Below are 19063 nucleotides of genomic sequence, written 5' to 3' on the forward strand. Positions count from 1 at the left end.
CTCTCCCCGCGTCTCCGCGTCTCCGCGTCTCCGCGTCTCCGCGTCACCCAATCACCCAATCACCCAATCACCCCATCACCGCGTCCCCGCGTCCTCTAACTCCCTGCGTTCCCAGGTCAACTGGACGAGTAATGCTTGCGCTAGGGGGGGATGCTGGTGGAGGAGGGTGTCAAAGTCGGCGGTGGTCATGGCGAGAACTTCCGTACCATCGAGAACGGCGATCGCTTTTGCCACTTCTGGCGATCGGGCGCGCTGCCAATCGGTGCCAATCGGCTGTCCGGGAACGATCGTGCCGATCGATCGCACCTCTAAATCGCGAACGACTTGAATTTCGCCTTGACCTCGAATCAGAATCAAGATTTCTGATGCCGACTCTCCCCAATGGCACAACACGTCTCCGGATTGGTAAGTTCTCAGGTGGGCCACTCGCACGACAGCCATTAATAACTCCGGCTTTAACCCATCGAACGCACCGGTTTTCGACAGCCGTAACATTTGTTCTAGGGCGGTTAACGTCGATCGCGGCTGGAGGATTTTTTCGGCGGTTGCCCGCAGCAACTCGTCGAGGATACCCTGGGAGACAAGGTGTTGGGCTTGCTGGCGACCGCCCTCGGGTTTAAGCTGGTGCAGGGCATACAACGCCAGGGCGCGAACAATGGCGTTGGGGTCTTGGAGTAAATCTTCGAGGACATCGAGGGCGACTTCCGATCGCATCGGAGTTCCGAACTGAGTGGTTTTCCTCGGGGGAATCTCTTCTGGCCCGTTGAGTACCAGAACCTCGACCAGTTCGGGATTCAGACGCGATCGCCAATTGCTTTTCTCATCTTGCAGCATTTGGGGTAACAAATGACCTGCGAGCAAACCTACCCGTTTGGCGAGGGAAATGGCGGCTGTATCTTCGCCGATAATTTCCAGGATGCTGAGGAGTTGGGAAGTTAAGCGTTGCTGCACCGGAACGAGAGTCGATCTCAACAGGACGAAAACGGCGGCGTGGGGGTTGGGAACGGAGTGGGTGAGGGCTTGGTGGCGACAGGTGTATAGCTGCAGTTGGGAGAGTAAGGCTTCGGCTTTGCGACGCAAATCGCTATCGCGATCGAATAGTTGGGTCAAAATGCGATCGTGTTCGTCACCGGTAATCCGGTAGGCTTGTTGCAGCATCCGCACCTGGCGGCTTTTGAGTTCGATGGCGCGATCGAAAGGAATCCCCTGTTCGATGCATTCCATCAACAAGTAGGAGAGGGCTTCGCAGTAACTTTCCAGGCGCAACTGTTCTTCGCGCGTGTGCAGTCCGCGCGGATCGAGCAAATTCGGGTCTTCGATTCCCAGTTCGGCGATCGTGGCGTAATGCTCTTCGTCGGCAATGCCCAAGTGCTGGCGCATCTGCTCGAACACTTCCAGGCTGGTGGCGGTGTTGGTGCGTCCCGAGGCGATCGCCTCTTTGAGGATACCGCGATACACCTGCAACCGGTCTTGTTGCGTGGTTCCGGGCAAGGTTTTGGCGAGAATCCACACTTCCTCGGGGCTGAGGTCGTCGATGGATTTTCCCTCTAAAATGCGATCGAAATTCAAGGGCAGTTTTTTGAGTTGGCGGCGCAACTTTTCCACGTCGCTTTCTCGCTGGTACTGCTCCCAACTGCGATTCCAGTTGCGATACAGCCATAGGGTACTCACCATGGCAACGGCGGCATTAAACAACCATTGCACCGCTTCAGGCCATCGCAAAATTTCCGGACGACCGCCATAAATGAAGAAAATATTGAATGCGAGAAAAGTACAAATCGAGAAGGACCGATGTAACGCGATTTCGGGGCTAAACTCGCGACGTTTGAGAGACCGCCGATACATCCCTTCGAGTCGATTGCCGACGGCGTAACACAGCAGAACGAAAAACGAAAGGGTGAGGGGAACTGCTGCGAGTTTGGGAATGGGAATCGGGCGATCGAATAGATAAAAACCCGGTTTTAAGACCCTCGCAAGCTGCATCTCTTCATGGGCCCAAGCCCCGGAGAAATAATAATCGAAATTGCCTGCATACAGCCCGTAGTACACAAAATATCCGATAACTAAACCCAAGTATCCATACTGTACGAATCGACGACCGTTTCTACTTGTCATGACAAATCACCCAAGAACTCTCTCTACATTCAGACATTACGAATTAGGGCAAAGCATTGGAAAGTCATCCGTTCTCCTTTCCATCAATCGAGATCCCTAATCTCTATCCCGCGAGCCGATCGCCGTTTCTCCGATTCCTCGAGATCGGACACAACATTGTCGATCGAGTAACTGCTTGTCACCGAATGCAATCGAGAAATTAAATCAAAATTCTCTTGTCCATGACTACAGCTTTTCCTAAATTTAATCCGGAAAATTGATGAATCAAAAAACGCGATAAAATGGAAAGCATCACCAACTAGAGACAGACCTAAACTGCCTACAAATTTATTGGCGATCGGCAATTACTTACCCAAATCTTGCCAATAGGCTCGCTCGGAATCAATATCAAAACAGGGAGATTTGCACCCAATACAGGCCGGCTTATCTTTTCCCGTCACCGGATCGACCGTTCGACACATCGATTGCGTCACCGCCCGATCGGGTACGGTATGGGCTTGGCTACCCAACAATCCTCGGGTTCCCGTCAATACAGTTTGTACCAAACCAAACGGACAAATATAATGACACCAACTGCGCCCGCCATAGAGATAAACCACTAAAATTGACAGGAAAATTGTAGCAATCAGAAAGCCACCTAAAACGGGTCGAGCAGAGTTAATAAACAAAATTCGGCAGTTCAAACCCACGAAGAGATAGGCAAACTGCACGTATAAATGATTCTTCAGCAGCCATTGATTTTGGTGAATATTCAGTTTTGGCTGCCACCCCAACGCCCGCGGAATTTGGGAGAGAAAGTAAAGCGGACAAATCCGCCGCCAAAATTCATGCCCGAGGACGAAAACAATTGCAATTCCACTCGGGACGATCGTCCCCCAAAAAAGTCTTGCCCCGATGGGATAGGGCAGCTCTTCTAATGGCTGTCCTTGAACAGATACGGGTTGGTAGAGCGTCATATCGTGCCAAGGACTCATCGCCTTTTGCGGATTGGTTAACCCGCTCGAAATCGGATCGTAAAATAACGAAACGATTAACAGCATCCACCCAATGACGAGCACCCAGCGAACAACGCGCACCGTGCGTTCTGAAACTTGAGTTAGCATCGGGGTTATCTCCTAGTCTTGCGTCAAAAATCATCTTAAAATTATTTCAATTTGTAGATGCGAACGTTCCCCGACGTTCTCTAAGTTATAGGTTATAATCGCAAAAATTATGCAGATTTTTCAGAAATCGTTAATTCAGTTTTGGTCCACGAGGCGATCGATCTAAAGTGGGAAGCACTTCGGTATCAGCCGTCATTCGTCAGTTTAAAACGCTGATGGAGTTGACAACTTCAACTTCTGTCAAGCGACAAATCCTGTACTTTTGACTTCCTTAGGAGAGGATAAAGCTGAGTGCTTAAGATAACCCAAATTGACTCGATTGAGTGAAAAATTTTACAAAGCGATCGGCAAATTTCGGTCCGAGACTAGTACAAAAAACGAGATAGAGAACGAAAAAAATCGCCCAGGCTCGAAACACTTTCATGGTTAATCTTTCCGTTGGAGATGTGAAGAATCGGGAATAAACGAGCGGCTGAATAGGGAAACCGGAGTTCGTGGGAAAAACTCCGGCTGCTCGATCGACTCACGTTTATAGTTTGTGCTTTTAAGATGGGTTTGTCAGTCTACCCTGGGGGTACTATTGCTTTTGCCCGTTGGGGGCAAAGGAGGCGGGGAGAGAGTGAATGGACAATTGATAATTGGGTCAGTTGCAAAGATCTTCCCCCACACCCCATTCCCCGTTCCCCACATTCCGTTACATTTCTATATATAATTCGATCGCGTTGAATTCACCCGCATCCCCACCGCCATGAGTGCTACTCCCCTAACCTGGACCGAACTTGAAGCCCTCACCGACTTTCACATCGATACCGTTAACGGCCCCACCAATTCACAAGCTCGCTTGCGCCTTTTCGGGGGTGAGGAAGCAGACGTACGAGTCACCCTCTATCGCGACAACCACGCCTGGTGTCCCTACTGTCAAAAAATCTGGTTGTGGCTGGAGGAAAAACAAATTCCCTACCGCATCGAGAAAGTGACGATGTTCTGCTACGGGAAAAAAGAAAGCTGGTACAAGCGCATCGTGCCATCGGGAATGCTACCGGCGATCGCCCTCGACGATCGCATTATCACCGAAAGCGATGACATTTTAATCGCCCTCGAAGGCGTTTACGGCCCCTTGAGTTTGGGCATGGAACACCCCCGAGTCCTCCCCCTGCGGCAATTGGAACGATTGCTCTTTCGCGCCTGGTGTTCCTGGCTGTGCTATCCGGCGCGATCGGCTCAACAAGACCAACGCAGCCGAGACCAGTTTACCCAAGTCGTCGCCATGGTGGAAGAGACCCTCGCAGCCACCCCCGGACCCTATTTCCTGGAAGAGTTCGGCACCGCAGATGTCATCTTTACCCCCTACGTCGAACGGATGAATGCCAGCCTCTACTACTACAAAGGCTACTCTCTGCGGGAAGAAAACCCCCATTTTTCGGCGTGGTTCGATGCCATGGAAAGCCGACCCACCTATCGCGGCACCCAAAGCGATTTCCACACCCACGCCCACGATTTGCCCCCGCAGATGGGCGGTTGCTACGAAAACGGGGAACCCCAGATGCAACGCAATAAGGATCGGGTGGATAACGGCCCCTGGTTCGAGTTGCCCGATGTCACCTACCCCGAACCGGAAACTTCCCGCACGGAAGCATTGCAACGTACCCTCAAACACCGCGCCAACATCATCCGCGTCAACCCAGGCAATGACAAATTATTCGATGAAGCCCTCCGCTGCGCCCTCACCCACATGATGACCGGGGAAACCTGCACGCCACCGCAGGGGTCGGATGTCGCCCTGCGCTATCTGCGCGATCGCATCAACGTTCCTCGGGATATGTCCATCTACGCGGCGAAACGATTGCGGGAATCTCTCGAAGCCACTGCAGTCCTGGATGGCAACCGTCAAGGTACTCCCATTCCCGTCCGCCATCGCCGAGACCAAGACCCGGTTAATTTCGCTCGGAATTAGCTCGAGTTAACGTCAGATAATAAATTTGTAGGGTGGGTAGTTGTCAATGCTCAGATGTAACGTTGACATCGATCGTCAAACTGCCCACCAACCCCAATACTGCTTCGAGCACTCAATAACGCTTAACCATTAAAATTGGGTGGGCAACAGCGGAACGGACATCGATCGACGAACACTGATGCGATCGCCGCCATTGCCAACCCTACACCTCGGAATTAGCTCAAATCAATAATAATGGCTCTTCAATCGGCACTGAGAAAGCCGCATTCCGAGCCACATCTGGAGACACATCGAGGGCGATACCAAAAATATCCGTACCAAAAATATCGACGAGCGAACCAAAGGTCTCGTCGGTTTCGGTGTATTGGATAATCGTATCCTCAATTCCATTGCCATTAATATCTGCCGAAGTGAAGCTGAGGACTTCAATGGGAACTGCGCCAGTGATGCCAATTCGATCGCCCTCGGCAGCATTAAAGTCTAGAATTCGATCGGCTGCAGATGCCTCGGGGGTGACTTCGCCAGTATCCGTTCTCAGGATAAAGACATCTGCACCCAAACCTCCAGTTAATAAGTCAACTCCCCGATCGCCGACTAATACATCATCGCCATCTCCACCGATTAAGGTATCGTTATCCCGACCTCCTCTGAGAAAATCGTGACCGAGGTCCCCCGAGACTAAATCGTTGCCTCGATTCCCATGGATAAAATCATCATTTTTACCGCCATACAGTTCATCGTCATCATCCGCACCCAGAATGATGTCATCGCCAACCGAACCCGCTAGAAAATCCGCTCCTCCGCCTCCAAACACAACATCTTCAATCGATGAACCAATAGCCACATCTCTTTCGCCAGAACCCAAGACCCCACCCGGAAATTGAGTGGCAATTTCTTCTGTGATTTTGAAAACGTCTTCTGGAGTTGAATTCTGTGCTGATGACTGGGCAGTTCGTGAATTTGAGAAGGGATTTAGCGTCGAGATCGAAGTTGTCAGACCCTCTACCAATCCAATTCCCGCTCGGGCAACGCCGCTTCTAATCTTGTCCCAGAGTAGTGGGGGAATGATGCGAGATTCGGCCACGGTAATTTTGCCAAACAAACTGGCATTCGTCGTGCTATTTTCCGGTGAGTCGAACTGTCTGATGACAGAAACGCCGCCATCCGTGGAGAAGCCAAATAGATCGAGGGTGTATTCAGTGCCGACGGCTTCAATTCGCTCGCTCGACAAACCCGATGAAGAAAAGCGAAGCCTGTCGCTACCCAGGCCTGAATTTCCCGTATCATTTACCGCGATCGTGTTGTTGAAATCAAACGTAAAGGTTTGGGTATTGCTAATAGGTCGAACGAATGATGTCGCGATCGCCAGAGGTAAATCGCCCTGGGGTTCCGAACCGCGATCGATCGCTCCATTTTGATACGTCAGATCCCCAAGATTGAAGAGTTTTCCCGTCACCGTTCTGAAACCGGTGCCATCAAATTGGACGAAGCTGGAAAATTCTGGAGACCCCAAACTCAAGCGGTTGCTTCCCCCAGCAAACTGACCCGAAGTCGTCCCCACAAAAATGGAGCGATTGGTATCGATCTCAATTCTTCCGGACTCGCTGTTGAGGGTATCGAGATTAAACTCTCCACCGTTGACCTGGGGAATGCTCTCCCCCTGAATTAAAGCATCGTGGATGGCAAAAGCGTAACCGTGATTGTCGATAAAACTTTGCGCCCCCGGTTGGAAGAGGTAATTCTGATTGAGAAAGATATCTAAATCTCCCACTTCGCCGTTATGTCCCAACGCCTTACTGGTGTGGATCGCAACGACCCTTTCAGCATCCGTTGGATCGAGGCGATCTTGTGGCGGATTTCCCTCAAATCTAGGACCCGCCGCATCTAATCCTGTAATGCGAGCAATTGAACGACCGGTTTGTTCTTGGTATGCAGCACCCGCAAAGCCAGATACATGAGCGCCCAAACTGTGACCGATCAATTCTGTCGTACTTGGATCGGCTTCGAGTCGGATTAGCTCTTGCGCGAGTTGCAAACCGACATCTCTGGTATTATCCGCAGCGGCAGGATAATTGATACCAACCAGTCCTGAAGGTTTAGCGCCATCTTCCCAGTCCACGACGATAATATTCGCGTCGGGATTGCGCTCTCGCAGGGTCTGAGCCTTGTTGGAAATCCATTCTTCGGGCATAAAGCCGTTGGCTGCATTCCCACCAGTATTTTGATACCCATGAGTAATGACAAATGTAGGCTGGCGGTCGTCAAAAGATTCAGACTGAAAGCCGCCGTCACCCCAACGATTAAAGTTAACTTGTACCATGTTTATGTTTGCTCGAAGCCTGGGATTTAATAGATCGTCAATTTCAACCTTCGCTTTTTTGCGATCTATCACTTCTAATTTGACGATAACGTTAAGACTTATTGACAAGCATCCGTAGAATTCCCGAACAATTAAGATTTCTCGATCGCAATCTTCTGGATTGATAGCGACGCCCAGAGGGTTTGGGACATTTAATATTGGACAATAAATACGGTAGGGGTCAATGGCCGTTGACCCCTACGGTTGGTCTGTTATTTTCCCGCATATCCCTTAACCAGAACTCAAGTTGAATTGAGTCAAATCCCAGAGAAACTCCAGCATCTGAAATCTGAATTCCTCCTCCCCGCGTCCCCGTATCACTGCTCCCGCCGCCTCCTCCCCCTCTCCCCATTCCGAATTCTCGAGCATGCTCTATGTGAATCTCCGTACACAAACGGGATTTGTGTATCTGTGTAGTGCTTAGATGAGAATAATTCCTTAATTTTTTTTGATGTTGGGGAATCACAGGCTTACGGCGATCGAACATGAAAAATTTTCTCCGACAAACGATTGCGGGACGCGATCGCATTGCCACGGTTTTCGCGCTGCTGCTTATCGGCTTGAGTGTTGTTATCCCCGCTTCTTCCTGGAACGAAAATCTCTCGACTTGTGCGCCTCCAATGTTGAACGAGTGCGAATCGACTTTCGAGCCTCCTTCCAACGGTGCCCCGAGTTCCCGACAGGATGCTGCGAGTCGGTAGGGAATTTAATCAATGAAAAATTAAAAATTAAAAGTTAAAAATTAAGAGTTCCCACAAGATTTGCAACTTCATTGCATCTGGAGATCTCTCCACGTATTACTTATTACTTATTCTTTCAAGATGAAAACGTTACATCAAACCGACGAAATTCTCCGCGATCGCTATCGGATTGTTGCCCCCATTGGTAAAGGTTCCATGGGAACCACTTACGAAGCCGAAGACCTCACCGACTACAAGCGGGTGGCGATGAAAGTAGTGTCGTTGCGGCAGGCACAAGACTGGAAGATTATCGAATTATTCGATCGCGAGGCGCGAGTGCTGGCGAATTTGCAGCATTCGGGGATTCCTCAATATCTCGATCGCTTCGACGAGGATACCTCAAGCGATCGCCGGTTTTACTTGGTGCAAGCCTTAGCCCCTGGAGAATCCCTAGCGGCATTGGTGGAGAAAGGGTGGCGGCCTAACGAACGTCGCGTCAAAGATATGGCATTGCAACTGCTCGATATCCTCGACTACCTGCACGGGTTAACCCCTCCGGTGATTCACCGGGACATCAAACCCCAGAACATCATTCGCGACGGCGACGGCAAGTTGTACTTAGTGGATTTCGGCGCGGTGCAAGATGTCTACCGCAACACTCTCACCCGTGGCGGTACCTTTGTCGGCACCTTGGGATATATGCCCCACGAACAGTTTCGCGGACAAGTGGGGGCCGCCTCAGATTTGTACGCTTTGGGGGCGACGTTGCTATTCTTGCTGACGGGGAAATCCCCAGCAGAACTGCCGCAACAGCGGATGCAGATCGACTTTCACCGCCATGTTAGTATTTCGCCGGAGTTTGCCCGGTGGTTGCAGAAAATACTTGCCCCGGCGATCGAAGATCGATTTGGATCGGCTCGCGAGGCGACCTCTGCACTCTCGGTCCCCTCAAAACCACCCGCGAGTGAAGCGATATCCCATGAGAGTCCGCGCGGTTCTCGGATTTTACTCGAAACCACCAAAGATTCTTTAGTTTGCCTGATTCCAATCCATTGGAATTTAATTGTGAGTTTAACCACCATTACGATCGTTCTGGGTTATTTTGTCTGGCCGATATCGATCGTGCTGGTGATGCTATTGATGTCTTTACTCAGCTCTCAATCTTTATTTATCGATCGCCATCAATTCACGATCGAAAAGCGATGGTTCGGTCTATGTTTTCTGGAAATTAAAGGTCGGACGGCGGATATCAAGCTCGTAGATGTGGAAGTAACGCGGGGGTCAAAAGGAAAAACTATTTCCAAGTTAGTGATTTGGGAAGGCGTACGTAAATATTCTTTTGGCATATTTCTGAATTCGACGGAGAAGAAATGGTTGGAAATTAAACTGTCTGAGTTTTTGAAGTTGCGACGGCTGCAACCCTCAGAAATGAGGAGATTGGGCGACCTCTCTAAACTTTCTCCCAGGGCGATCGCCGCTTTTAAGCCCAGACAAGACTAAGAGAATTCTGGTGGAAAAGGGTTAAAGGTTAAGGGGGAAAGGGGAAAGAAATTCATGACCCAGGCATAGATATTGATTAGATTTTTGATTTTCGCGCCTATGTCTAATAGACTGCCAGAATTTGGTGATTGTTTAGCTTATTGTTTGTTAATCTTTTAATCATGCTCGATTCCCTACATCAAATTAACGATATTATCTGCGATCGCTATCGAATTACGACTGTCATCGGACAAGGCGCGTTCGGAACCACCTACGAAGCCGAAGACTTGAGCAATTACCAGCGGGTGGCGATGAAAGTTTTATCTCTACAACAAGCTTCTGACTGGAAAGCCATTGACTTATTCGAACGGGAAGCTCAGGTTCTCGCGACTCTCAATCATCCCTCGATTCCTAAATATTTAGACTATTTCCATCGAGATACACTCAGCGATCGCCGGTTTTATTTGGTTCAAGAATTAATTGAAGGAGAATCTTTAGCCGAACGGGTTAAAAAAGGATGGCGATCCACCGAAGAGCAAGTGTATCAAATTGCCATGCAATTGCTCGAAATCCTCAATTACCTACATCATCTTTCTCCGCCGGTGATTCACCGCGATATTAAACCTCAAAATATTATTCGTCGTCCCGACGGGCAAGTTTATCTAGTTGATTTTGGTGCCGTGCAAGATGTTTATCGCCATACCTTAATTAGCGGTGGAACTTTTGTTGGTACGGTGGGATATATGCCCCCCGAACAATTTCGCGGAAAAGCATTTTTTGCCTCGGATTTATACGCTCTCGGGGCCACGTTACTATTTTTATTCGCCCATCGTTCGCCGGACGAACTCCCTCAGAAGCGGATGAAAATTGATTTTCGCGATCGCATCCAAATGTCGCCAGCATTTGCTAACTGGCTGGAGAAAATGCTCGAACCCGCTCTTGAAGATCGGTATAAATCTGCGTGCGAAGCAGCGGGCGTTTTAAAAAACTTGTACGATACGCCACAGCCACTCAAAATGATGGAAATTATTGATGCTCCATCACCTTATCAGCCACCAAAAGGAAGTCAGCTAACTATCCAACGCAACGATTGGTATTTATCAATTCAATCTCAAACACAAGACAAAAAATCTGGTGATTCTATTTTTATTTTTTTTAGTGCTTGGGTATGTCTAGTCTGCCTAATTGCCATGTTTTTAATGTTTCTGAATCCCATTTTTTTCTTGATAATAGCGATTTTCATCATCCCCATCATCGCTAGTGGTACTCCTCGCAAGAAAAACTTTGATTTATTTATCAACCAATCCGAGCTAACAATAAAAAATCCATGGTGGTATAAGCAAGCTGATATTTCTATTTCTCTTAATCAAATTCAGGATGTATATCTCGATGTTCACACCAATTTTAAAGGGATAAAAACAATTAATTGTGCGATAAAAACTAGTTTCGATCGCCACGAATTCGGTCATGAATTTACCCCGGTAGAGAAGCAGTGGTTAGTCGATGAAATTTCCGATTTTTTAAAAACCGCGAGCGCGTCCCAATCGAGACAGACCGCTGAGGGTTCGGGAGAAAACCCGAGCGATCGAAACACACTCAAATCAAAAACCAGCGCTTCCCAATCGAGAACGACCGCCGAGGGTTCGGGAGACGACCAGAGCCATAAAAAAAAACTAAAATCCAAACCCAATGTTTCCCGATCGAAGATATCTGCAACCATTCGTAACCAACAAAAGCTCGCGCGTCTGAAATCGCGTTCTTATCTAACTTCGATCGAGAAAAAATTTACTGGAAAACGTCACCCAGACCCCAGGTTTACCCACCGATTGCCTAATCCTTCCACAAAGCAATCCCACCGAGCAAACCGGAAACATTAGGCACGATTTGGACATTACTCGGCAACTCGAACTTAATTTTTTTCGTTTCCCCCCCGCCAATGTATAAAACATCGTAATTAAACAACTTTTCCAGGGTGGCGATCGCCTTTTCTAACCGTTGGTTCCACTCCTTTTTCCCCTCTTTATCCAATGCCGCGCGTCCCAGCTGTTCCTCGTAGGTTTCTTTTTTACGAAAGGGATGGTGTCCCATCTCCAAATTGGGAACCAGCCTGCCATCGATAAACAGTGCCGAACCGAACCCCGTCCCCAGGGTGACAACCAGTTCCACGCCTTTGCCAGAAATGGCACCGCAGCCTTGGATATCGGCATCGTTCGCCACTCGGATGGGTTTGTTGAGGCGTGTTTGCAGCGCGCTGGCGAGATCGAACCCCATCCAATCGGGATCGAGGTTCACGGCGGTGTAGGTGATGCCGTTGCGGACAACGCCGGGAAATCCCACCGAAGCGCGATCGAACTCACCCGCATCCGTCGCCAGTCCAACGATCGCATCGAGTACCGCATTGGGTTTGGGGGGTTGGGGGGTTGGAACTCGCAGGCGATCGGTTAAGGGATTTCCCGTCTCGTCGAGTACCATCACTTTCACCCCGCTACCGCCAATATCGACGGCAAGGGTACGGATAGAAGAAGCAGTTCGATCGGTATCGCTCATGGGTATCAGTCTTGAGGTACTCGGATTAGTATATGGCTCGATGGGTGACCCAATTCAATAGATTTTATTTATATTTTTTTCGATCGTCTGTCCGATCGGATCCGGGTAATTAACCATAATATACAAATCCCACAAGTCACTTTCTCCCCCCGCTCCCCCTGCTCACATCCACCGGAATTATAGTTATTCAACCGGATTTGATATCACGCTCGATCGCTATACCTGTAATGAAACGTTGCACCTTTGGCACATGGATTCCACCCTTGTGCGATCGCATTCTCGATACAGGTTTTAATAATTTTCGGTGTTACGATCTTGACTTCGTTCGAGAGCCAACTATCGGGTCGAAACCAAGGGAATTCGATCGCTAAGACCGAACCGGTTTGGTTCGCCAGCTCGATCGCTGCAGACATTTGACTCTGTTCGATCCCTTGCATGTAGGTCGGTTTATGACGCACTCGCCAATTGTATTGAGTATTATCGACGATGATTTTCCTGCGTCCAATGCTCGGCAGACTCACAATGTTTCTCCAAACCCGAAAACTCGACGTTCGATCGATATTTCATCCGATGCCACCCAAATAATGTGAAGCCGACAACATCTTGATGGAATCAGAACAATGCTCGATCGCTCTAACCGCTATTTTGCTCAATTTCTGCATATTTTGACTCCTAAACAGCTATCTAAAAATATATCTTTTTTATTCTTAATACTATGAAATTATTGTTTTCGGATCTTGAAATGTAAATTCGCATTTTTTGTTAAATCATATACAAATATTGAATCGAAGCTTGATAAAATAATTTCCAGCTCTAGTTCAGAAAAAATAAATGATTTTGTTGAAGTCACATGCCTCAACAAAATTAAAAATTATCGCGAATTGCTTCTAGGGTTCCGGTTAAAGTTTGTTTCCTCCTTGAAACTTTAACGTCTGGTCCGAGAGAAGCAGGTGGTTTTTTTATTGAAAAACGCCACTACACGGCGGGAAAAAAGCCCGGGAGAAGAATGCAACAGAAAGAGTCTGTTGTAACTCTTTCGGGTATTTTTGTATTTGGTTTGCCTTCGTTTTCGTTCTCAATTTAATATTCTCCATCGACGTTCTCCATTCTCTGAGTATCCATGACAGACCCACCGATTTTCGGACGACCCAACTCAATCGCCCAAGAAGCCCTGAATAAAGAAGCCCAATTACCCCTCACCGGTTGGCAGCAAGAAGTCGATCGGGGTTTGGAATACGGACTCGAAGCCGCCGAAAGTATTGGCGATCGCACCATTCCCACCTTCTCGCGAGGGGAACTGCCCCACTTCGCCGGCATCAACACCTTCCTCAAAGCACCCTATCTCGAAGACGTACGCCAAGTGGGCAACTACGATGTCGCCATCGTCGGCGTTCCCCACGATTCCGGTACCACTTATCGCCCCGGGACTCGGTTCGGACCCCAAGGGATTCGGCGCATTTCTGCGTTGTATACTCCCTATAATTTCGAGTTAGGTGTCGATTTGCGCGAGCAAATTACCCTGTGTGACGTGGGGGATATCTTCACCATTCCCGCCAATAACGAAAAGTCTTTCGACCAAATTTCTAAAGGCATCGCCCACATTTTTAGTTCCGGGGCATTGCCGATTATTTTAGGAGGCGACCATTCCATTGGTTATCCCACCGTTCGCGGCGTGTGTCGCCATTTAGGGGATAAAAAAGTCGGAATTATTCACTTCGATCGCCACGTCGATACCCAAGAAACCGATCTCGACGAACGGATGCACACCTGCCCCTGGTTTCACGCTACCAATATTAAAAATGCACCCCCCAAAAACCTGGTTCAATTGGGAATTGGCGGCTGGCAAGTTCCCCGGCAAGGGGTGAAAGTGTGTCGCGAACGGGCCACCAATATCCTCACCGTCACCGATATTACGGAAATGGGGTTAGATGCGGCAGTGGAGTACGCCTTAGAGCGGGCCTTAGATGGCACTGATTGCGTGCATATCAGCTTCGATATCGATTGCATCGATGCGGGATTCGTCCCCGGTACCGGCTGGCCCGAACCCGGCGGTTTGCTGCCCCGCGAAGCCCTATATTTACTCGGAAAAATCGTCCAACGCGCTCCGGTTTGCAGCATGGAAGTGGTAGAAGTGTCGCCTCCCTACGATATCAGCGATATTACCTCCCTGATGGCCACCCGCGTCATTTGCGATACCCTCGCCAACCTGGTGCTATCCAATCAACTACCCCGCCCCGAAACCCCCGATTACATTCACCCCGAAGCCCAACCGGAACTGGAATAATCGATCGCCGGGGATGGGAGGCAGGGGAGGCTTCGCTTGCTCTCGGGGGCTTTGGAGACAAGGGAGAAGAGAATTATTTAATTAAATGTTCCCGATTAGACATTCCCCATTCCCCATTCCCCATTCCCGACTTATTACTTATTACTTATTACTTAAAAATTCCCCACACCCCATTGAGAAATCATGCACGAAACCGACATGACCAAAGCCTTAATCCAAACCGTTAAAGACTGGTGGGAATCCCAGCCCGATCGCCCTCAAATCGATAAAATTCATTTAGTCGTCGGGCAATTCACCTGTGTCGAACCCGCCAGCTTGCAATTTGCCTTTGAAGTACAAACCCGCGACAGCTTTTTAGACTCGACCCAACTCGAAATTAGAGAAACGCCTCTGGTGGCTTATTGCCAAGATTGCCAACAAGAATACGCCCCAGAAATCGGCTTGCAATATGCCTGTCCCAAATGTCGATCGCCCATGGAAGAGATTCGATCGGGGCGGGAACTGAAAATCGATCGGATTGAGTATCGTTCGGCTGTAAGGATTTAGCAGTTTAAAAAGACCCCCTCCCGTTCCCCTAGATCTCTCTTCCATCCCACTTCTTAAGGGGGAAGCTATAAGAAGCTAACGCAGTTTGTTTGTGCGGAAGCCATAGGAAACTTGCACTATTTATTTTTCCGGGAATTTTTCTATTTCCCCCCTTAAGAAGGGGGGTTAGGGGGGATCCAAACTAGACTTATTCATCTCAATTCAAACTTTCTACTCATTGATTCTGAAAATTTCAGCAAAAATTAACTTTCAAAAATAATCAAAAATAAAAATCATGCACCAAACATTCGATGCTGCACTCGGTATTAACTTACTCCACGCCAATCAAGATTTAGCCGATCTAAATCGAGAACAATTCGAGGATTGGGAGATTACCTGTTTGAACTTAATGAGCAGTCCGGGGGCGGGGAAAACCGTCGTTCTCGAACGCACCTTAGCCGCCCTGCAAACCCAACTCAAAATCGCCGTCATCGAAGGAGACATGACCACCGAACTCGATGCCGATCGCTTGCGACGTTTCGACGTTCCCGTCATCGCCATTAATACCGGACGTTCCTGTCACCTGGATGCCAAAATGGTGGCTGGAGGTTTGCACCAACTCGAACATCAATTCGACCCCTCCACCTTCGATTTAGTTCTGGTGGAAAATGTGGGGAATTTGGTGTGTCCGGCGGAGTTTGAAGTGGGGGAACATGCCAAAGTTGCCCTACTCAGCGTCACGGAAGGGGAAGACAAACCCCTCAAATATCCGGTCATGTTTCGAGAAGCCGATTGCTTGCTAATTACCAAAATCGATCTAGTTCCCTATTTAAATGTAGATATCGATCGCATCGTCGAAAACGTGCGGCAACTCAACCCCGATGTCGCAATTTTTCCCGTTTCCGCCCAAACCGGTGAGGGGTTAGAAGCTTGGTTCGAGTGGGTTCGAGGGCAGGTTTCCCTGCAAAATCGAGCATCTGCCTCTCGGATGGGTCAAAGTGCGACTTTAATCGGACCGTAAGTCCTCCGATTTCCAGTTCAGTGACGTTTGCGAACGCCAAAACCGATCTTGACGAACAATCTCGTCGGTCGTTTCGATCTAAATTAAGATTGACGCCATGTACAACTTGTTTATCCAAAACCTGACCGCACGCGGGAATGGGGAATGGGGAATGGGGAATAGGGGATTTTTCGACTCGCTCACCATCCTTTCGAGCGCAAAAAGAGCGCACACCGCGTGATTGGTAAATCTCTTTTGGGGTGAGGAAGGTTTGACTTTTTGAAGTTGGGTTGACGGACCAGTCTTCGCTCGGCAAACGACTAAAGCAATGACAATACGGGGATTTTCGACCTTTCCAAACCCGTAAGTGCGACATCGATCCCATCGAACTCGATTCTGGACGTCGTGTTGGGCAACCCGTTTTTGACGTGAGATTGCATTATCGAAAATATAATGAGAATTCGCAAGTTCCTATCTTTGTGTCTGCTATTCTCCTTGAGTTGGGCGATCGTCGTGGGTTGCAATCCCACCACCGATTCGAGTTCTTCAACCACCCCGTCCGAAGATGCCCCGATCGTCATGGGCTACAGTAGTTGGCCTGGCTGGTGGCCTTGGTACATCGCCGAGAAAGAAGGCTTATTTGCTGCCAACGGGGCAAATGTGAAGTTGCAATGGTTCGACGGCTATATCGAATCCATGGAAGCCCTGGCAGCCGGACAAATCGATGCCAACTGCCAAACCCTCAACGATACGATTTCCTTTGCCGCCGGGGCAGTCAACGGCGAGGTGGGAGTATTGGTCAACGATAACTCCGCCGGGAACGACAAAATTATCGTCGCCGAGGGCATCGACACCATCGAAGACCTCGAAGGCAAAACCGTTGCCGTGGAAGAAGGGGTGGTGGATGACTTTCTCCTCTCTTTAGCCCTGGAAGAGGCGGGAATGTCGCGGGATGATGTTCAAATCAAAAACTTGGAAACCGGGGCGGCAGCCGCTGCATTTGCCGCCGGAAAGGTCGATGCCGTGGGTGCGTTCCCCCCCTTCTGGCTGACGGCACTGACGCGGGAAGGGTCGAAAGAACTGATATCCTCGAAAGAGTTTCCCGGTGCGATTCCCGATTTACTCGTAGTCAGCCAAACTCTCATCGAGGAGAAACCCGACCAGGTGCAAGCGTTGGTGAATACCTGGTTCGACATTCTTCAATTTATCGAAGATAACCCCGCCAAAGCCGACGAACTCCTCGCCGAACGGGCGAATGTCAGCGTCGAAGAATTCCAGCAATTTAAGGACGGAACCCGGATGTTCTCTATTGAGGATAATCTCGAAGCCTTCAGTCCGGGGGAAGGAATGAAACATATGCCCTACGCCGCCAAGAAGATGGCTGACTTTATGGTCAAAGTGGGCTTTATCGAAGAAGCCCCCGACTTGGATGCGGTACTCGACGATCGCTTTGTCAAAGCCTACGCGGAAGCGAATGTCAGTTAATTGAGATGGGGAATGGGGTGTAGGGGGTAGGGGGTAGGGTGTGGGGTGTGGGAAATGGGAGAAAAATTTAGCCCCCTCTGCCTCCTCTGCCTCCCAAATCCCCCCCTACTGCTGAAAAGAAAAGGGCGTTAGCGTTAGCGAAGCCATGCCGTAGGCTATAGCCATGCGCGATAGCGCTATAGCATTTGGATTTGTTAGATGTCGTTTCATTCATAATTTATTGCCCAAATGCTTTGCCCCTACAGCCCCTGCCTGCCCTGCCCCAAATCCTCCCCATGACTCCTCCTAGCGACAGCCTCAAACCTCTCGACGCAAAACGTTTCGATCGCACTTTAAAACCGACGGTGTTTTGGCGCATCGGCGAAGACATTCCCGTGGGGTTGAAATGGGGTTTGATGGCTCTTTCGGCGATCGTTCCCTTAACCCTATGGTGGATCGTGTCCTCCCTTCCCGGTGTCGAATCGGTATTTCTGCCTTCGCCGGTAGAAGTGGGACAAGCGTTTGTCAGTTTGGGAAGGCGGGGGTTTCTGGCGACCGATACTTTGGCGAGTTTCGGACGGGTGATGGGGGGGTTTCTCCTGGCGGCGATCGTTTCAGTGCCTTTGGGAATTGCGATGGGAACCTTTGCCAGTATTCGGGCGCTAACGGAACCAATTATCGGCATCGTTCGCTATATGCCCGCCCCGGCATTCGTCCCCCTATTAATCATTTATCTGGGAATTAACGAAGAACCCAAAATTATGCTGATTTTTATCGGCACGGTGTTCTTCAATACCCTGATGATTATGGATGCGGTGAAGTTCGTTCCCAAAGATTTAATCGAAACCACCTACACCTTGGGAGGAATGCGCTCTCAGGTTGTGCTTCAGGTGATAATGCCTTATATTATTCCCAATATTATCGATGCGTTTCGCGTCAATATGGCTGCATCGTGGAACTTAGTGGTGGTAGCCGAGTTAGTGGCTGCCGAATCGGGCTTGGGAAAGCGAATACTCATTGCCCAAAAGTTTTTAAAAACGGAAGAAATTTTTGCCTGTTTGATTGTTCTCGGGATTATCGGATTTGCGATCGATCTCTTTTTTAGATTGCTGCTGCGCCTGAGTTGTCAGTGGGCGATCGAGGAATAAATGCAAAATTAAAAGTTAAAAATGAAAAATTAACTTTTTTTTTCGAGTTCGAGTGGTTAAAGTTTAAAATTGACGTTACGATCGGGTGCGTTTTTTTAGAGTATTGAGCTAGATTTACTTTCGTTTACCAGAGACTGAAAATGAATAGCTTTTTCCGCAAATCGCCAGAAGCGATCGCTCTAAAAACATGAAATAAAGTGTTGAATGGATGATTAGGCTTAGACTCGATCGAGCTGTTTTTCCTAGCACGTAACCAATGAAATAAAGCACTATAAACTTCTAGCCTAGGGCAGCGATGGTAAATTTAACATGAAAAGTGCTGACTAGACATAGCATTAGCCTATTAATGGGATGCTAATCATTTATGCCAAAATCTAACATCCAAAATTAAATCCCTCCAATCCC

The 19063-nt window shown here is 49.0% G+C and carries 14 protein-coding genes and 1 riboswitch; of the genes, 9 read left to right on the forward strand and 5 right to left on the reverse strand.

What is annotated here, in order from left to right:
* Positions 1 to 75: 75 nt before the first annotated feature.
* Together AC2215_RS05910 and AC2215_RS05915 are read right to left on the reverse strand one after the other, a co-directional pair.
* Positions 76 to 2115 carry a cyclic nucleotide-binding domain-containing protein gene (locus AC2215_RS05910; protein WP_486809039.1) on the reverse strand — a complete coding sequence of 680 codons (2040 nt, stop codon included), beginning with the start codon at positions 2113 to 2115 and terminating at the stop codon, positions 76 to 78.
* Positions 2116 to 2459: 344 nt separating this feature from the next.
* Positions 2460 to 3218, reverse strand: coding sequence for a 4Fe-4S binding protein (locus AC2215_RS05915; RefSeq protein ID WP_486809040.1), 759 nt, complete (start codon positions 3216 to 3218; stop codon positions 2460 to 2462).
* A gap of 748 nt (positions 3219 to 3966) precedes the next feature.
* On the opposite strand from AC2215_RS05915, the gene AC2215_RS05920 reads away from it, so the two are divergent.
* Positions 3967 to 5172 carry a glutathione S-transferase family protein gene (locus AC2215_RS05920; protein WP_486809041.1) on the forward strand — a complete coding sequence of 402 codons (1206 nt, stop codon included), beginning with the start codon at positions 3967 to 3969 and terminating at the stop codon, positions 5170 to 5172.
* 220 nt (positions 5173 to 5392) lie between these two features.
* Here AC2215_RS05920 and AC2215_RS05925 read toward each other — a convergent pair whose 3' ends face one another.
* Positions 5393 to 7492, reverse strand: a complete 2100-nt coding sequence (locus AC2215_RS05925) for a choice-of-anchor K domain-containing protein (RefSeq protein WP_486809042.1) — start codon at positions 7490 to 7492, stop codon at positions 5393 to 5395.
* 524 nt (positions 7493 to 8016) lie between these two features.
* On the opposite strand from AC2215_RS05925, the gene AC2215_RS05930 reads away from it, so the two are divergent.
* The 3 genes from AC2215_RS05930 to AC2215_RS05940 all read left to right on the forward strand — a co-directional run bounded on the left by AC2215_RS05930 (position 8017) and on the right by AC2215_RS05940 (position 11567).
* Complete coding sequence (locus AC2215_RS05930; protein WP_486809043.1) at positions 8017 to 8232, forward strand: hypothetical protein; 216 nt, start codon at positions 8017 to 8019, stop codon at positions 8230 to 8232.
* A gap of 120 nt (positions 8233 to 8352) precedes the next feature.
* Entirely contained in the window at positions 8353 to 9711 is a 1359-nt protein-coding gene (locus tag AC2215_RS05935; RefSeq protein WP_486809044.1) for a serine/threonine protein kinase, read from the forward strand.
* Positions 9712 to 9872: 161 nt separating this feature from the next.
* A complete protein-coding gene (locus AC2215_RS05940) occupies positions 9873 to 11567 on the forward strand; it encodes a serine/threonine protein kinase (RefSeq protein ID WP_486809045.1) in 1695 nt (564 codons plus the stop codon).
* Here the strand turns inward: AC2215_RS05940 and AC2215_RS05945 are convergent.
* Positions 11521 to 12237: an ROK family protein gene (locus tag AC2215_RS05945; RefSeq protein ID WP_486809046.1), complete on the reverse strand. Its 717-nt coding sequence runs from the start codon at positions 12235 to 12237 to the stop codon at positions 11521 to 11523. The two genes, AC2215_RS05940 and AC2215_RS05945, sit on opposite strands and share 47 nt — an antisense overlap.
* A 203-nt stretch (positions 12238 to 12440) precedes the next feature.
* On the reverse strand, positions 12441 to 12758 hold the full coding sequence (locus AC2215_RS05950; RefSeq protein ID WP_486809047.1) for a hypothetical protein: 318 nt from the start codon (positions 12756 to 12758) through the stop codon (positions 12441 to 12443).
* 355 nt (positions 12759 to 13113) lie between these two features.
* A riboswitch (guanidine-I (ykkC/yxkD leader) is annotated at positions 13114 to 13241 on the forward strand.
* A gap of 116 nt (positions 13242 to 13357) precedes the next feature.
* Between AC2215_RS05950 and AC2215_RS05955 the strand changes: the two genes are divergently transcribed.
* From AC2215_RS05955 to AC2215_RS05975, 5 genes are all read left to right on the forward strand, one after another.
* Positions 13358 to 14521 carry an agmatinase family protein gene (locus AC2215_RS05955; RefSeq protein WP_486809048.1) on the forward strand — a complete coding sequence of 388 codons (1164 nt, stop codon included), beginning with the start codon at positions 13358 to 13360 and terminating at the stop codon, positions 14519 to 14521.
* Positions 14522 to 14704: 183 nt separating this feature from the next.
* Complete coding sequence (hypA, locus tag AC2215_RS05960) at positions 14705 to 15067, forward strand: hydrogenase maturation nickel metallochaperone HypA (protein ID WP_486809049.1); 363 nt, start codon at positions 14705 to 14707, stop codon at positions 15065 to 15067.
* A 274-nt stretch (positions 15068 to 15341) separates the two neighbouring features.
* On the forward strand, positions 15342 to 16067 hold the full coding sequence (hypB, locus tag AC2215_RS05965) for a hydrogenase nickel incorporation protein HypB (protein ID WP_486809050.1): 726 nt from the start codon (positions 15342 to 15344) through the stop codon (positions 16065 to 16067).
* Between the two features lie 432 nt (positions 16068 to 16499).
* Entirely contained in the window at positions 16500 to 17531 is a 1032-nt protein-coding gene (locus AC2215_RS05970; protein ID WP_486809051.1) for an ABC transporter substrate-binding protein, read from the forward strand.
* A 275-nt stretch (positions 17532 to 17806) separates the two neighbouring features.
* Positions 17807 to 18658: an ABC transporter permease gene (locus AC2215_RS05975; RefSeq protein ID WP_486809052.1), complete on the forward strand. Its 852-nt coding sequence runs from the start codon at positions 17807 to 17809 to the stop codon at positions 18656 to 18658.
* Positions 18659 to 19063 lie beyond the last annotated feature (405 nt).

Source organism: Zarconia sp. (assembly GCF_057467645.1).

Excerpts from the sequence above, each read along its gene's own strand:
- AC2215_RS05910 (WP_486809039.1), bottom strand. The coding sequence starts at position 2,115 with ATGACAAGTAGAAACGGTCGTCGATTCGTACAGTATGGATACTTGGGT.
- AC2215_RS05915 (WP_486809040.1), bottom strand. The coding sequence starts at position 3,218 with ATGCTAACTCAAGTTTCAGAACGCACGGTGCGCGTTGTTCGCTGGGTG.
- AC2215_RS05920 (WP_486809041.1), top strand. The coding sequence starts at position 3,967 with ATGAGTGCTACTCCCCTAACCTGGACCGAACTTGAAGCCCTCACCGAC.
- AC2215_RS05925 (WP_486809042.1), bottom strand. The coding sequence starts at position 7,492 with ATGGTACAAGTTAACTTTAATCGTTGGGGTGACGGCGGCTTTCAGTCT.
- AC2215_RS05930 (WP_486809043.1), top strand. The coding sequence starts at position 8,017 with ATGAAAAATTTTCTCCGACAAACGATTGCGGGACGCGATCGCATTGCC.
- AC2215_RS05935 (WP_486809044.1), top strand. The coding sequence starts at position 8,353 with ATGAAAACGTTACATCAAACCGACGAAATTCTCCGCGATCGCTATCGG.
- AC2215_RS05940 (WP_486809045.1), top strand. The coding sequence starts at position 9,873 with ATGCTCGATTCCCTACATCAAATTAACGATATTATCTGCGATCGCTAT.
- AC2215_RS05945 (WP_486809046.1), bottom strand. The coding sequence starts at position 12,237 with ATGAGCGATACCGATCGAACTGCTTCTTCTATCCGTACCCTTGCCGTC.
- AC2215_RS05955 (WP_486809048.1), top strand. The coding sequence starts at position 13,358 with ATGACAGACCCACCGATTTTCGGACGACCCAACTCAATCGCCCAAGAA.
- hypA (WP_486809049.1), top strand. The coding sequence starts at position 14,705 with ATGCACGAAACCGACATGACCAAAGCCTTAATCCAAACCGTTAAAGAC.
- hypB (WP_486809050.1), top strand. The coding sequence starts at position 15,342 with ATGCACCAAACATTCGATGCTGCACTCGGTATTAACTTACTCCACGCC.
- AC2215_RS05970 (WP_486809051.1), top strand. The coding sequence starts at position 16,500 with ATGAGAATTCGCAAGTTCCTATCTTTGTGTCTGCTATTCTCCTTGAGT.
- AC2215_RS05975 (WP_486809052.1), top strand. The coding sequence starts at position 17,807 with ATGACTCCTCCTAGCGACAGCCTCAAACCTCTCGACGCAAAACGTTTC.